General features: G+C 65.2%; 11 protein-coding genes. 6 read left to right on the top strand and 5 right to left on the bottom strand.

The window, feature by feature from the left end; translation table 11 throughout:
- Positions 1 to 5: 5 nt before the first annotated feature.
- From C2R25_RS06435 to C2R25_RS06425, 3 genes are all read right to left on the bottom strand, one after another.
- Positions 6 to 1,061 (bottom strand): mannose-1-phosphate guanylyltransferase, encoded by a 1,056-nt coding sequence (locus tag C2R25_RS06435; protein WP_103728368.1) that lies wholly within the window; start codon positions 1,059 to 1,061, stop codon positions 6 to 8.
- 87 nt (positions 1,062 to 1,148) lie between these two features.
- The gene (locus C2R25_RS21205; RefSeq protein WP_304465946.1) at positions 1,149 to 1,835 is read right to left on the bottom strand and encodes a TonB family protein; all 687 of its coding nucleotides are present in this window, start codon (positions 1,833 to 1,835) and stop codon (positions 1,149 to 1,151) included.
- 241 nt (positions 1,836 to 2,076) lie between these two features.
- Entirely contained in the window at positions 2,077 to 3,474 is a 1,398-nt protein-coding gene (locus tag C2R25_RS06425) for a short-chain fatty acyl-CoA regulator family protein (protein WP_103728366.1), read from the bottom strand.
- 170 nt (positions 3,475 to 3,644) lie between these two features.
- On the opposite strand from C2R25_RS06425, the gene C2R25_RS06420 reads away from it, so the two are divergent.
- From C2R25_RS06420 to C2R25_RS06415, 3 genes are all read left to right on the top strand, one after another.
- Positions 3,645 to 5,237, top strand: a complete 1,593-nt coding sequence (locus C2R25_RS06420; protein WP_103728365.1) for an isocitrate lyase — start codon at positions 3,645 to 3,647, stop codon at positions 5,235 to 5,237.
- A 77-nt stretch (positions 5,238 to 5,314) separates the two neighbouring features.
- Positions 5,315 to 5,485 carry a hypothetical protein gene (locus C2R25_RS20670; RefSeq protein WP_199183772.1) on the top strand — a complete coding sequence of 57 codons (171 nt, stop codon included), beginning with the start codon at positions 5,315 to 5,317 and terminating at the stop codon, positions 5,483 to 5,485.
- 225 nt (positions 5,486 to 5,710) lie between these two features.
- Positions 5,711 to 7,819, top strand: a complete 2,109-nt coding sequence (locus tag C2R25_RS06415; protein ID WP_369825693.1) for a putative bifunctional diguanylate cyclase/phosphodiesterase — start codon at positions 5,711 to 5,713, stop codon at positions 7,817 to 7,819.
- 4 nt (positions 7,820 to 7,823) lie between these two features.
- On the opposite strand, the gene C2R25_RS06410 is transcribed toward C2R25_RS06415, so the two are convergent.
- A complete protein-coding gene (locus C2R25_RS06410) occupies positions 7,824 to 8,480 on the bottom strand; it encodes a TetR/AcrR family transcriptional regulator (protein WP_103728363.1) in 657 nt (218 codons plus the stop codon).
- A 145-nt stretch (positions 8,481 to 8,625) separates the two neighbouring features.
- Here C2R25_RS06410 and C2R25_RS06405 point away from each other — a divergent pair, with 145 nt between their 5' ends.
- The 3 genes from C2R25_RS06405 to C2R25_RS06395 all read left to right on the top strand — a co-directional run bounded on the left by C2R25_RS06405 (position 8,626) and on the right by C2R25_RS06395 (position 12,085).
- Positions 8,626 to 8,952: a 2Fe-2S iron-sulfur cluster-binding protein gene (locus C2R25_RS06405; RefSeq protein ID WP_103728362.1), complete on the top strand. Its 327-nt coding sequence runs from the start codon at positions 8,626 to 8,628 to the stop codon at positions 8,950 to 8,952.
- Positions 8,953 to 8,966: 14 nt separating this feature from the next.
- Complete coding sequence (locus C2R25_RS06400) at positions 8,967 to 10,226, top strand: cytochrome P450 (RefSeq protein ID WP_103728361.1); 1,260 nt, start codon at positions 8,967 to 8,969, stop codon at positions 10,224 to 10,226.
- A gap of 548 nt (positions 10,227 to 10,774) precedes the next feature.
- Positions 10,775 to 12,085, top strand: coding sequence for an MATE family efflux transporter (locus C2R25_RS06395; protein ID WP_233203784.1), 1,311 nt, complete (start codon positions 10,775 to 10,777; stop codon positions 12,083 to 12,085).
- Here the strand turns inward: C2R25_RS06395 and C2R25_RS06390 are convergent.
- Positions 12,072 to 12,677, bottom strand: coding sequence for a DUF938 domain-containing protein (locus tag C2R25_RS06390; RefSeq protein ID WP_103728360.1), 606 nt, complete (start codon positions 12,675 to 12,677; stop codon positions 12,072 to 12,074). The genes C2R25_RS06395 and C2R25_RS06390 overlap by 14 nt on opposite strands.
- Between the last annotated feature and the right edge of the window lie 80 nt (positions 12,678 to 12,757).

Here is a 12,757-nt window from a genome sequence, read left to right as displayed (position 1 = left end):
GGTACTCACTGATTCTTGGCGCCGAATAGGTTTCCGACTTTCTGTACGCCTGCAACCGTGGTGATCATGATGTCGTTCCCGTCGACAACGACAATCACATCCTCAAGGCCGATGAGCGAGACGCGTGGCCCGTCGCTGTCGACCAGCACGTTGCGGCAGTCCACCATCTCCACCTCACCCGCGCCCCGAACGGAGTTGCCGTTCCCGTCGCGCTCCAGCGCATCGTGGAGCGCCTGCCAGTTGCCGATGTCGGACCACTCCATATCGGCCGGCACCATCGCGGCGCGATCCGTGTTCTCCATGACGGCGTAGTCGACAGAGACGCTGGGCACCCTGCCGAAGACCTCTGCATCGGGATGGAAGCGGCGGCCGTCTTCCTGACCACGCGCGACCGCCTCCGCCACCCCGGCCGCGACCTCCGGCCGGTGCGCACCCAGCTCCTCAAGGAAGTCTTTGACGCGGAAGGCAAAGATGCCCCCGTTCCACGCATAGATCCCTTCAGCCAGGAAGGCTTTCGCCCGCTCGAGGTCCGGCTTCTCCACGAACTGCGCGGTGCGAAAGCCGCCTGCACCGCTGCCGACCGCGATGGACTCGCCGCGCTTGAGGTAGCCGAAGCCGGTTTCGGGAGCCGTCGCCTCGATACCGAAGGACACGAGCCAGCCGTCCGCCGCAAGTTCAGCGGCCGAGCAGGCGGCTGCGGTGAAGGCGTCGGCATTGCCGATATGATGGTCGCTCGGGCAGACCAGCATTACCGCATCCTCCGGCAGGCGGCATGCGGCAAGGGCGATCGCCGCGGCCGTGTTGCGTGCCGAAGGCTCGACGATGACCTGCGCGCCTTCCACGTCCCCAAGCTGCGCTTCCACATGAGCCAGGTGCTTGTGCCCGGTCACCACCACCGGAGGCGAGAACCCGCCGGACGCGGGGCAGCGCGCCAGTGCCGCTTCGAACAGGGTCTTGTCCCCGACCAGCGGCAGGAATGGTTTGGGCATCGCGGCGCGGCTACGCGGCCAAAGACGCGTGCCGCTGCCACCACAGAGAATTACCGGTACGATCATGGGCATGAAGGAGGTGCTCGTCTGATGACGTTTCAGGGTTGTGCTTAATAGTCGCAGGTCGACCGGATGCAACGTTACAGCTTGTTCAAGGTTTCAGTAAAACCATCGCTGACGCCATCGAAAGACAGCTTCTACGGGGTTGCCCTCATTGTCTAGCGCCGGCCGGAAGCGGAACCGCTGGGTGGCAAGGGCGCAGGTTATGCGATCCGCCTCCGGATCGCCACTGGGCTGGACAACCCGGCACTCAGAAACCCGCCCATCCTTTCCGACCGAGATGTCGATGATGACCGACGAACCGATACGACGGTCACGACCAGCTCGCGGGTAGTCCCTTGCCGAGTTTATGTCGCCCGCGATCTTGACGGTCGGGCTGGAACGGCCGCCACCGCCTTGTCCCGCACCGCGACGCCCGGCCCCCGTACCCAAGCCGCTTCCGGAAGCGCCCGTGCCCTCGCCCTGCGCAGCCGCACCGGCGGCGTTCTCACGCCCCTGCCCTGGTACCGGCGGCGCCTGCGTCGGACGGACGATCACTTTCGCTGGGGGAACAGCAGCCTCGCGGGGGTCGGCCCTGCGACCGGCAGCAGCGGCCACTCCTTCGTCCCGTGGTGCAGCGCTGCTGGGGGACTGCGTTGAAGGCGCAGGCGTGGGTGATGGAGGAAGCGGAGCCTCGATCGTGAAAGCCTGCGTTACGGATCGGCTGACCCGTGCCACGAAATCTGGCGTGAAAGCGCGTATCAGTCCCGCAACGACAAGGATGTGCATGAGCAGAACGACAGCCATCACGCCCCACCGTGGCCGAGCCTGTGGCCTTCCCGCTCGAGGGCGGTCACGCATCACCCGCGGTGCAACGCAGGTCTGAGGCACCGATCGGCAGGGGTCGGCCACGACATGTGCCCACCTTGTCCCCTGCACGCGTCCTTTCGAGTGAATGGCACGGGCGCTGACCTCCACGAAGAGAACGGAACGGCGCTGACCAGCTGGATGTTCCCGTCGAAACGCCTGCGCTCTGGCCACACTTCGATCAGCTTTCGGCGAACGTGTAAGGCTGCGCCGCGCGGCGATAGTCATCCGCCAGCACATCGCGACCAATGGGCGGAACGGAGCGTGCGGTGCATTCGGCGCGTTGGCACAGCCGGCACGTCACGCCTATCGGCGTGCCGGGCACCGTGGCTTGCCCTGTGGCCTGCGCATAGACGAGCCTGCCCGCCTCTTCCGCCGCGCAGGCCAGCGCGACGGCCCGCATGACGCGTGTACCGCCGTAGGCGGCAGCGCCGCCTGTCACGGTCCGCGCGATCGAGAAGAACCGCTCGCCTCCCGGGAGCTCGAGCCACTGGGGAACGATTTCGCCCGGCCGGCGGAACACCTGATGGACGCTCCACAAGGGGCACCCGCCGCCGTGCGCTGCGAACGGGAATCCGGCCCCGTCAAGCCGTTTGGACACGTTTCCCGCCTCGTCCACACGGATGAAGAAGAAGCCCACCCGCTCATCACCCGGGCGCTGCAGCGTCGTGAGGCGATGCGCCACCTGCTCGAAGCTGGCCCCGAAAAGTGCTGAGAGAGCGTCGATGTCGTAGCGCCGCTGTTCGACGGCGCGGGCGAAGCGGCCATAGGGCATCACGATGGCGGCCGCCGCGTAGCCCGCCAGGGCGCGCAGCAGCAGCGTAGCCGTCGTGCGGCTGGAAAAGCTGTCCCCCCGGATCGTCTGCTTGATCTCGGAACGCAGCGCCGTGTGCGCGATGTGCGTCGCGATCTGAAAAGACCGGCTGGCGGCATCCAGCGTGTCGGCAATCAGCAATTGCTGGTTGTGGCGGTCGAAGCGCCGGAGCGAATCGACCAGCACCTCGGGCGGCAGGAAGCGCACCCGCACGGCCTTGCCCGCGAGCCATTCAATGGCCCCGCCGGCCTTCTCGATTTCGGACGCCAGTTCCTCGGCACGGGTGTCGAGATCATGGAAGTAGTTGCGGTTGGCGGCCAGGAAGCGCTGCGCCTCGCGCACCGGTTCGTTCTCGTCCGCCAGTGGACCTGCAGCCCTCTGTTCGGCAAGCGCCTGCGCCTCGCGCGTGTACGCCTGATGCAGCCGAAGCAGCGCTTCCGAAACGCCCGGGAAGCTCATCGCAAGATCGGCCACTTCGAGCCGGGGCAGGTCTATGTCGGCGAACAGCGGATCGCGCAGCACGTCCGTCAGTCGACGGGCGTAATCCTCGCCGCCGTCGCCGGCTATGTCGGCCATGTCGAGCCGATAGGTCCGCGCCAGCCGCACCAGCATGTCCGCCGTTACCGGCCTTTGATTACGCTCCAGCAGGGCGACGTAGCTGGGGGATATCTGCAGATCGTCCGCCATGGCCTGCTGGGTCAGGCCCAGTTCCCGCCGCAGGCGCCGCAGTCTGGGGCCGAGATAAAGCGGGCGATTGTCTGCCAAAGTTCTGAGCTTTCCCATCGTCTATACAGGGCCTTGTCACTACCACACAACTTTACAAGGAACATCTGTAAAGTTTGACAACAGCACCTTGGCAGCGGTTCCTTCGCTGCGTTGCGGCGCCTAACTCGAAGGCATCAGATGCAACCGCCTTCCGCAAAGGGAACCGAATCGTGACTTACCAGAGCAAGATCATCGAGGCCGACGCCACGATCGACACAGAGCCGACCTGGAACGGGATCGAGGCGGAGTCGGTTGCGCGCATGCGCCTGCAGAACCGCTTCCGGACCGGCCTCGACATCGCCCGCTACACGGCTCGCATCATGCGCGAGGACATGGCCGCTTACGATCGCGATCCGGCCAGCTACACGCAGTCGCTGGGCTGCTGGCACGGTTTCATCGGCCAGCAGAAGATGATCTCCATCAAGAAGCACTTCGGCACGACCAAGGGTCGCTACCTCTATCTGTCCGGCTGGATGGTCGCCGCGCTGCGTAGCGAATTCGGCCCGCTGCCCGACCAGTCCATGCACGAGAAGACGAGCGTTCCGGCGCTGATCGAGGAACTCTACACTTTCCTGCGCCAAGCCGACGCCCGCGAACTGGGCATGATGTTCCGCGACCTCGACAAGGCCCGCGACGCCGGAGACGAGATCGAGGCCAAACGCATCGAACATGCCATCGACGGCTACGAAACGCACGTCGTGCCGATCATAGCCGACATCGACGCGGGTTTCGGCAACGCCGAGGCGACCTACCTCCTCGCCAAGAAGTTCATCGAGGCCGGTGCCTGCTGCATCCAGATCGAGAACCAGGTCTCCGACGAGAAGCAGTGCGGCCACCAGGACGGCAAAGTCACGGTCCCGCACGAGGACTTCATCGCGAAGATCCGCGCGATCCGCTACGCCTTCATGGAACTGGGCGTCGACGAGGGGGTGATCGTGGCGCGCACCGACTCTCTGGGCGCGGGCCTGACCAAGCAGATCGCTTTCACCCGGGAGGCGGGCGACATCGGCGACCGGTATAACAGCTTCCTCGACTGCGAAGAGGTCGACCCCTCGGCCGTCGGCCACGGCGCTGTCCTCATCAGCCGCGACGGCAAGCTGATGAAGCCGAAGCGCCTGCCCAGCAACCTCTACCAGTTCCGCCCGGGAACCGGCGAGGACCGCTGCGTACTCGACTGCATCCAGTCGCTGCAGAACGGGGCGGACCTGCTCTGGATCGAAACCGAGAAGCCGCACATCGGCCAGATCGGCGGCATGGTCAGCCGCATCCGCGAGGTGATCCCCAACGCCAAGCTGGTCTACAACAATTCGCCCAGCTTCAACTGGACGCTGAACTTCCGCCAGCAGGTGTTCGACGCCTGGGAAGCGGCCGGAAAGGACGTGTCATCCTACGATCGCACGAAGCTGATGAGCGTGGACTACGACGGCACGGCGTTGGCGGACGAAGCCGACGAGCGCATCCGCACCTTCCAGAAGGACGCGGCGCGCGAGGCGGGCATCTTCCATCACCTCATCACCCTGCCGACGTACCACACCGCCGCGCTGTCGACCGATAACCTGGCGAAGGAATACTTCGGCGAGGCAGGCATGCTCGGCTACGTCAAGGGCGTGCAGCGCCAGGAAATCCGCCAGGGTATTGCCTGCGTGAAGCACCAGAACATGGCCGGCTCCGACATCGGGGACGACCACAAGGAGTACTTTGCCGGTGAAGCCGCCCTCAAGGCAGGCGGCGCACACAACACGATGAATCAGTTCGCCGCCTGAGGCGCACCGATCCGGAGGAAGCCGGGGGTCACCCCCGGCCAGGGGAAGCAACCCGCACAGCAAGGAAAGGATACAGCATGACGACCATGACCGCCGAACCGAGCCGCGCGCGCGCGGTGCTCTCGAACGAGGACTTCAAGCTTCTTCAGGAAGCCGTCCTGTTCTACCTCAAGGCGCATGAGGACGACCCGATCTCGTCCAAGTACTCCAATCTCTACCATCGCCTCGGCAGCGCCGGCCGCCGCTGAGACCGTTCTTGAAGTTTTCCTGGGGAGGAAAGCTTGGCCCGTCGCACCTGTGTGCGGCGGGCCATTTGCATGCGCGGCCCCTCGTTCGACGAGGGTTGTGCGATGAACAAACTTTAATCGGCTAAGATATTGGAAAAGGCCGGGCACCTTCTCCTCCAGCAGGACTTGATAGAGCAAAAATTAACCTTTTCGCTTCTAGCCTGCTTCAAACATATGGGGATCTGCGTGTACTTGGGGCTATCTGACGAGACAGCGGGCAATCAACACCCGGACGGACCCGCGCATGGCGACGGACTACTGGCGCTGGATACCGCCCTGGAAGCGGCATCGCTCGCCGAAACCCGCTTGCGCGAGGCCATCGAGGCGATACCGCAGGGCATTGTCTTCCTCGACGAACATGACCGCTACATTCTCTGGAACGAAAAGTACGCGCAGATCTACGAGCGGTCGGCCGACCTGCTTCAGCGCGGCGCCAAGCTGAGCGATACGCTGCGGATCGGCATCGCCCGGGGCGACTACCCGGAAGCGATCGGCCGTGAAGAAGAGTGGCTGGAAGACCGCATCGCCCGCCTGCGCGATCCCGGTCGACGGCATGAGCAGTGGCTGTCGAGCGGACGCTGCATCATGATCGAGGAGCGCCGGCTGGCGAGCGGCGGGACCATTGGCGTGCGGGTGGACATCACCGACCTCAAGCAGAAGGAAGCGGCCTTTCGCCTGCTGTTCGAGCGCAATCCCCTGGCGATGTTCGTCTACGACCACGAAACGAGATGCATCCGCTCTGCGAACGATTCGGCCTGCACTCTGTTCGGATATGACAGCACGGAAATGACCGGCCTGCCTGCGCAGAGGCTCTTCCCCGAGGACCTGTGGCACGCGGCGGACGACCTGCTTTCTTCGGACCGCAGCGATACGGCCGACTGCTGGAGCATGCTGCGTCGGGACGGCAGTTCCATCGACGCGGTCATCTCGACCCGGACTTCCGATCAGCCGGATTTCTCCGGCACGATCGTCTCGATCTTCGATGCGACGGAGCGCCGCCGGATCGAGCAGCGCATGGCGCACATGGCGCGCCATGACGAGCTCACGGGGCTCGCCAATCGCTCCTACTGCCGTCAGTATCTGAGCGAACTGCTGGAGAACGCCGGGCCGATGGAACGGGTCACGGTGGCGTTCGTGGATCTCGACCACTTCAAACCCGTGAACGACACCTACGGGCACCACTTCGGTGACATTCTCCTCACCGAGGCGGCCCGGCGTATGGGCGACCTGATCCCGCCCGGCTCGCTTCTGTGCCGCATCGGCGGAGACGAGTTCGCGGTGATCTTCCATCGCTGCAGCCAGACTCAGGCGGAACTCGTGGCCAAGTCCATCGTGACCACCTTGTCCGAGCCCTTCTTCGTTCAGGGTCACATCATCCACATCGGCGCAACGATCGGTTTCGCGGCCGCCCCGCAGGACAGCCGCGACACCGAGACGCTGCTTCGCTACGCCGATCTCGCGCTCTACGCCGCAAAGGGTGAGCGGCGCGGAACCTGCCGCAGCTTCGAGGCGGCCATGGATGCCGCCGCGCAGGAGAAGAACCGGCTTGAGAAGGACCTGCGGAGGGCGGTTAGCGAGAACCTGCTCGAGGTGCATTATCAGCCGATCGTCGATCTCGAGAGCGGCGCCGTCGAATGCTACGAAGCCCTGCTGCGCTGGCACCATCCGGAGCGCGGTGCGGTGGCGCCCGACATCTTCGTTCCCCTGGCCGAGGAGATCGGCCTGATCGACCAGATCGGCCGCTTCGTACTGACCAGCGCCTGCAGCGCGGCGATGGCCTGGCCCTCGCACATCAAGGTTTCCGTCAACGTCTCCCCGCTCCAGTTCCGCAACGGCAACCTTCTGAGCACCGTCATCAGCGCCCTGTCTACGACCGGACTGGCCGCCGAGCGGCTCGAACTGGAGATCACCGAGGCCGTGCTCATGGAGAAAGGGCCGCGCCCGGCCGCGATAATCCGGAACCTGCGCGCATTCGGCATCGGCATTTCGCTGGACGACTTCGGCACCGGCTATTCGTCGTTGAGCTATCTGCTCAACTACCCCTTCACGAAGATCAAGATCGACAAATCCTTCATCCTCAACCTCAATCACGAAGCGAGCTCGCGCGCGGTCATCCGCGCGGTCATCGGGCTCGGCCGCAGCCTTGGCCTGACCGTCACGGCTGAGGGGATCGAGCGCGAGATCGAGCGGGACTACCTGCGCGAAGAAGGCTGCACGCAAGGGCAAGGCTACCTGTTCGGCAAGGCCGCCCCGCCCCCGGTCTCGTCCTCGATGGCCTCCCGGTCGGCGGCCTGAACCCTCAGGCCACGATCGCGCGGCGGCAGAACTCCCAGAGCTCGCCGGCCAGTCCCTCGCGCTCGCTGCGATCGGCAACCGTGCCTTGCTCCTCGGCCAGGAGGACGGTGTGGATGGTTGTGGAGATCAGGTTGTAGATCAGCCGCGCCTGAAGCTGCGCATCGGCCTTGCGAAACACGCCTTCCGCCATGCCCCGGCTGACGTGCCCGGCCATGACGTCGAGCAAGGGTTCCAGCGCGGAGTTCAGTTCGGCCGGGCGTGTCTGTGCCAGCCGAAGGTGCTCGCGGCTGAGCGCCGCCCCGCGCCGGTTCGCTCCGGCCTGTCCCCGGCCCAGCTGGCCCATGACGATGCCGGTCACGATGGCCCGAAGTGCTTCCACCGGTTCCGGTATCTGCGCAGTGATCGTGCGAAAGTACAACGCCGCCGCGCGCAGTGAATTGTCGAAGACGGCAAGCACCAGATCGTCCTTGCCCTGGAAGCGTTCGTAGAAGGCGCGGCGCGCGAGACCCGCCCTCGCCAGAACCGCGCGGATCGTCAGCCCCTCCAGCCCGCCTTCGTCAAGCAGGTCATAAGCAGCGCGGATGAGCGCGTTCGTGCGTTCGCAGTCACCATCGGGGTATCCCGACGCCGGCAGCAGAAGAGGAGGAGCGGCATATGGCATCGCCTTTGTCCGCTACGCGCCGCAGCGGCGCCGGTCCAGTCCCCCGAACGGGCCCAAGAGCATCGGCAGGGCGATTGACTTGCTCCACTGTGAAAGGCTAAAAGTCGAGAACAGCGTTCTCGCGAAAAACGATAAGAGAGGGATCATGCCGCAGGTTACTTACGTCGATCACGACGGTCACGAAACACGCGTCGACATACCTGTTGGCGAAAACGTCATGCGCGGGGCGCTCTACAACGGGATCGAGGGGATCGTCGGCGAATGTGGCGGTGGTCTCTCCTGCGCCACCTGCCACTGCTACATCGACGAGGACTGGACCGACACGGTGGGCGGCCCCTCGTCCGAGGCCGAAGCCGAACTTCTGGAATCCGCGTCCGGAGAAATCCGCCCGACCAGCCGCCTCTCCTGTCAGGTGGAGATCACGCCGGCTCTCGACGGGCTCGTGGTCCATCTCCCCGAAACGCAGTTCTGAGAAAGGCCGAGCCGATGCCGATCGATGCCGCAAATCCGGTTCCGCCCAGCTTCCCCCGCCATGTCGGCATGGATCAGGTGCCCGACCATGTCCCACCGGAACTGATCCGCCAGTCCGGTCTCACCGTGGGCCCGGACTTCCTCGCCAATCCGCACGACTTCATGGCCGCGCTCCACGAAAAGCAGCCGCCGATCTATTATGACGTCAGTCCGATGGGGAACATGTGGCACCTCATCAAGCATGAGGATGCGCTGTTCGGCCTGCGCCATCCGGAGATCTTCTCCAACGAAGGCGCCACTCCGTTTCCGCGGGATCCGAACGACTACTTCTATTTCATTCCGATCGAGATCGACCCTCCGCACCACCGCAAGTACCGCAACATCGTCGATCCGGTGTTCTCGCCCCAGGGCGTACTCAAGCTGGAAGGGCAGATCCGCCAACGCGCGAACGACCTGATCGACGCCATTGAGGCGAAGGTCGCAGCCGGCGGCACCTGCGAGTTCACGGAGGACTACGGCCGCCCTCTTCCGGTCTCCGTCTTCCTCGACATCATGGGCCTTCCGCAGAACATGCGCGACGAGTTCGTGGACTGGGCGGTCAAGCTCCTGCACTCCAACGATCGCGCCATCATGGCGGACTCGATGCAGAAGATCACCGCGTATCTCAAGCAGGCAATCGAGGAGAAGAAGGCAAACCCGGACGACGGCGTCGTCAGCCGCATCGCCCATGCCACTCCGGACGGGCAGCCGCTCTCCGACAAGGAGATCTTCGGCTTCGTCTGCTTCCTGTTCATCGGCGGGCTGGACACCGTCTTCGCGACGCTGAACAACATCTGGCTCTATCTTGCGCAGAACCCGGACAAGCTGGCCGAAATACATGCACGCCCGCAGGATATCGACAAGATCGTCGAGGAACTGCTGCGCCGCTGGTCGGTGACCTTCTCAGGCCGCGTCCTCGACAAGGACTTCGAAATGCGTGGCATCCAGATGAAGAAGGGGGACCGCGTCACCTTCGTCCTGCCGGCCTGCAACTTCGATCCGGAGGTTTTCCCCAATCCGAAGGATGTTGACTTTGACCGTCCGCGCAAGACGATCCTGGCTTTCACGGTCGGCGTGCACAGCTGCATGGGCGCGCATCTCGCCCGTCTCGAAGTGAAGATCGCGCTTCAGGAATGGCTGAAGCGCATTCCAAGCTTCTCAGTCAAGCCTGGCACCCAGATCGAATACCGCCCTGGCGGCGTGATCGGGCCGGAGCACCTGCCGCTCGTCTGGTAACGCTGTGTTGATCTCCCGCCGGGCAGTACCGCCGGGAAGTTGCTGCGCGGGCCTGAACAGAACAGGTTTTCGGCAGAAGTGATAGCAAGCGGCACAATTCCGCTTTCCCAAACACTCATTCTTGTGCAAGGTGGCCGGGAAAGGTTCTTCGGACCTTACCGGTGTTGGGAGAGAGCGCGCCGGGGATGACTAGTTCACTCCGGCGCGCCGATTTCTTCTCGCAACTGCAGCATCATCTAAAATCCGCGTCCTCGCCCTGAATAGTCGCACGTTTCGGGACTGATGCAAGCGTTCTTTTCCGCCGTTCATCCGCTTGGGCCCGCTTCGCTTTTCGCGCTGCACCATCGACGCGGCAGCAAACGGCAGCCCGCCTGAAAGCAGGAAGCGATTCGAATCGGTCAGAACTGAACACGGGCGAGCCGCCGCGGCACCTTGCGCGCTGTCCTTGCCCTGGATAGAGCCGGTCGCCGTTATGCCGCCGGGATCGCCCTGTCCTTTCCCGGCGTATCCTTCGCCCCACCGGCGGCGCTGATCGAGCCCCTTCTTCCATGAACATGTCCCGCCAGCTCTGGTCTCTCGCCCTGCCCGCAATGTTGACGAACGTGGCGACGGCTCTCTTCGGGCTGGCGGACATGTGGGCGATCGGCCGGCTTGGCGATGCTCCGGCTCAGGGCGCGGTCGAGCTGGGGGCCAAGTTCATGCTCGGCCTGCTCAACGTGTTCAACTTCCTGCGCACCAGCACCGTGGCGCTCACCGCGCAGGGAAGCGGCCGCGGCGATACGCAGGCAGGCGCAACGCTTGTCCGCGCGGCCGGTGTCTCGCTGGCGATCGGGCTGGTCCTGCTGGTCGCGATGCCCCTGACCATCCCCCTCGGCCTCGACCTGCTGGGAGCGGAAGGCGCGGTCCGCACGGCGGCAAGCCGCTACATAGAGGTGCGATACTGGGCCGGGCCGGTGTGGCTGCTGAACTGCGTCCTCGTGGGTTGGATGATCGGGCGGCGCAAGGTCCGCCAGGTCCTCGCCGTCGAGATCATCGCTAACGTCGTTCACATCGCGCTGGACCTCCTCCTCGTCCTCGTTGCCGGGTGGGGCGTCACCGGCGTGGCGGTCGCGACGCTGGCCTCGGAACTCCTCAAGTTTGCGCTGCTGGCCGTCCTGATGACGCGCGAGGGGGCAGTGCCTGCGTGCGCCGCAGCCATCCGGCGCAGGAGCACCTGGGCGCGGCAGGAGCTGGCGCCCCTGTTCGCCCTCAACCGCGACCTGTTCGTGCGCACGCTGCTGCTCACCGGCTCGATCCTCCTGTTCGCACGAACCGGTGCCGAGGGCGGTCCCGTGACATTGGCGGCCAACGGCGTGCTGTTCCAGCTGTTCATGCTTTCCACCCTGCTGCTGGACGGCTTCGAGAGCGGTGCGCAAGTCCTGTGCGGGGAAGCGAGCGGCGCGGGCTCACGGCGGCGCTTCACCGATGCCTTGAAAGCTGCCCTTGTCTCGGGCGGCGCGATGGGACTGGTGGTGGCGATCGTCTACGCGCTGGCGGGCCCGGCGCTGGCCGGGGCGTTCAGCACCGACCCGCAGGTAATCGCGGCGACCGCGCGTTACGCTCCCTGGATCGCGCTTCTGCCCCTCCTCGGCGTCTGTTCGTTCGTGTTCGACGGGGCTTTCGTAGGGGCGGGATGGACGCGAGCGATGCTGGGGACGATGACCGTAGCCATTGCCGCTTACCTCGTGGCCCTCGCAGCGCTGCGGCCTTTAGGCAACCACGGGCTCTGGGCTGCCTTTGCCGTGCTTTTCGCCAGTCGCGCGCTGGCGCAGGCGGCTGTCCTGCCCGGCCTGGTCCGCCGCAGCTTCAGCGCTTCCTGAACACCAGCATCAGGTTATTGGCCGGCATCTCGACGCATCGGTCCAAATCGAGCCTCTGCTCCTGCGCGCAGTGGCTGACCGCCTCGACCGTGCGCAGTCCCCAGGCTGGATTGCGCCGCCGCAGCTCCTCGTCGAAGGCCTGATTGCTGGGCTCCAGCGCACGACCTTCCCGCCGGTAGGCCCCGTATAGGACAAGCGGGCTGCCGCTGCGCAGGAGCCGTCCCGCTCCCGCCATCAAGCCCTCGGTAGCTGCCCATGGGCTGATGTGGACCATGTTGATGCACACGATCGCCTGCGCCTCCTCGACGGGCCAGGTCGAGGCGGACGCGTCCAGGGCGATCGGCGCGAGCAGGTTGGGCAGGGCCGCCTGCTCACGCCAGGCGGCAATGGATGCCCGCGCCTCCGCATCCGGATCGCTCGGTTGCCATGTCAGTTGCGGCAGGGCGGCGGCGAAGTGGATGGCGTGCTCCCCCGTCCCGCTCGCGATTTCAAGGACTCGGCCGGACGCCGGCAGCGCCTCGCGAAGGACTGCGAGGATCGCGTCGCGATTGCGCGCTGTGGCCGGGGCCTGGCGACGGGCATCAATGGTCATGCCCCCGCCATGACCGGGACGGACGCACCGTGCAAGGGCTCACACATCGCGCACGGTGCGTCGGACACTTTCGCGTTGGG

This window comes from Novosphingobium sp. HII-3, assembly GCF_002916655.1.
In the GTDB taxonomy this organism is placed as follows: domain Bacteria; phylum Pseudomonadota; class Alphaproteobacteria; order Sphingomonadales; family Sphingomonadaceae; genus Novosphingobium; species Novosphingobium panipatense.
The sequence above is the reverse complement of the archived record's forward strand: the minus strand, read 5'-3'. Positions and strand labels throughout refer to the sequence as shown.

Bases quoted from the DNA above. Each gene is read 5' to 3' on its own strand.
- C2R25_RS06435 (WP_103728368.1), bottom strand. From the start codon at position 1,061: ATGCCCATGATCGTACCGGTAATTCTCTGTGGTGGCAGCGGCACGCGT.
- C2R25_RS21205 (WP_304465946.1), bottom strand. From the start codon at position 1,835: ATGGCTGTCGTTCTGCTCATGCACATCCTTGTCGTTGCGGGACTGATA.
- C2R25_RS20670 (WP_199183772.1), top strand. From the start codon at position 5,315: ATGACGACCATGACCGCCGAACCGAGCCGCGCGCGCGCGGTGCTCTCG.
- C2R25_RS06410 (WP_103728363.1), bottom strand. From the start codon at position 8,480: ATGCCATATGCCGCTCCTCCTCTTCTGCTGCCGGCGTCGGGATACCCC.
- C2R25_RS06405 (WP_103728362.1), top strand. From the start codon at position 8,626: ATGCCGCAGGTTACTTACGTCGATCACGACGGTCACGAAACACGCGTC.
- C2R25_RS06400 (WP_103728361.1), top strand. From the start codon at position 8,967: ATGCCGATCGATGCCGCAAATCCGGTTCCGCCCAGCTTCCCCCGCCAT.
- C2R25_RS06395 (WP_233203784.1), top strand. From the start codon at position 10,775: ATGAACATGTCCCGCCAGCTCTGGTCTCTCGCCCTGCCCGCAATGTTG.
- C2R25_RS06390 (WP_103728360.1), bottom strand. From the start codon at position 12,677: ATGACCATTGATGCCCGTCGCCAGGCCCCGGCCACAGCGCGCAATCGC.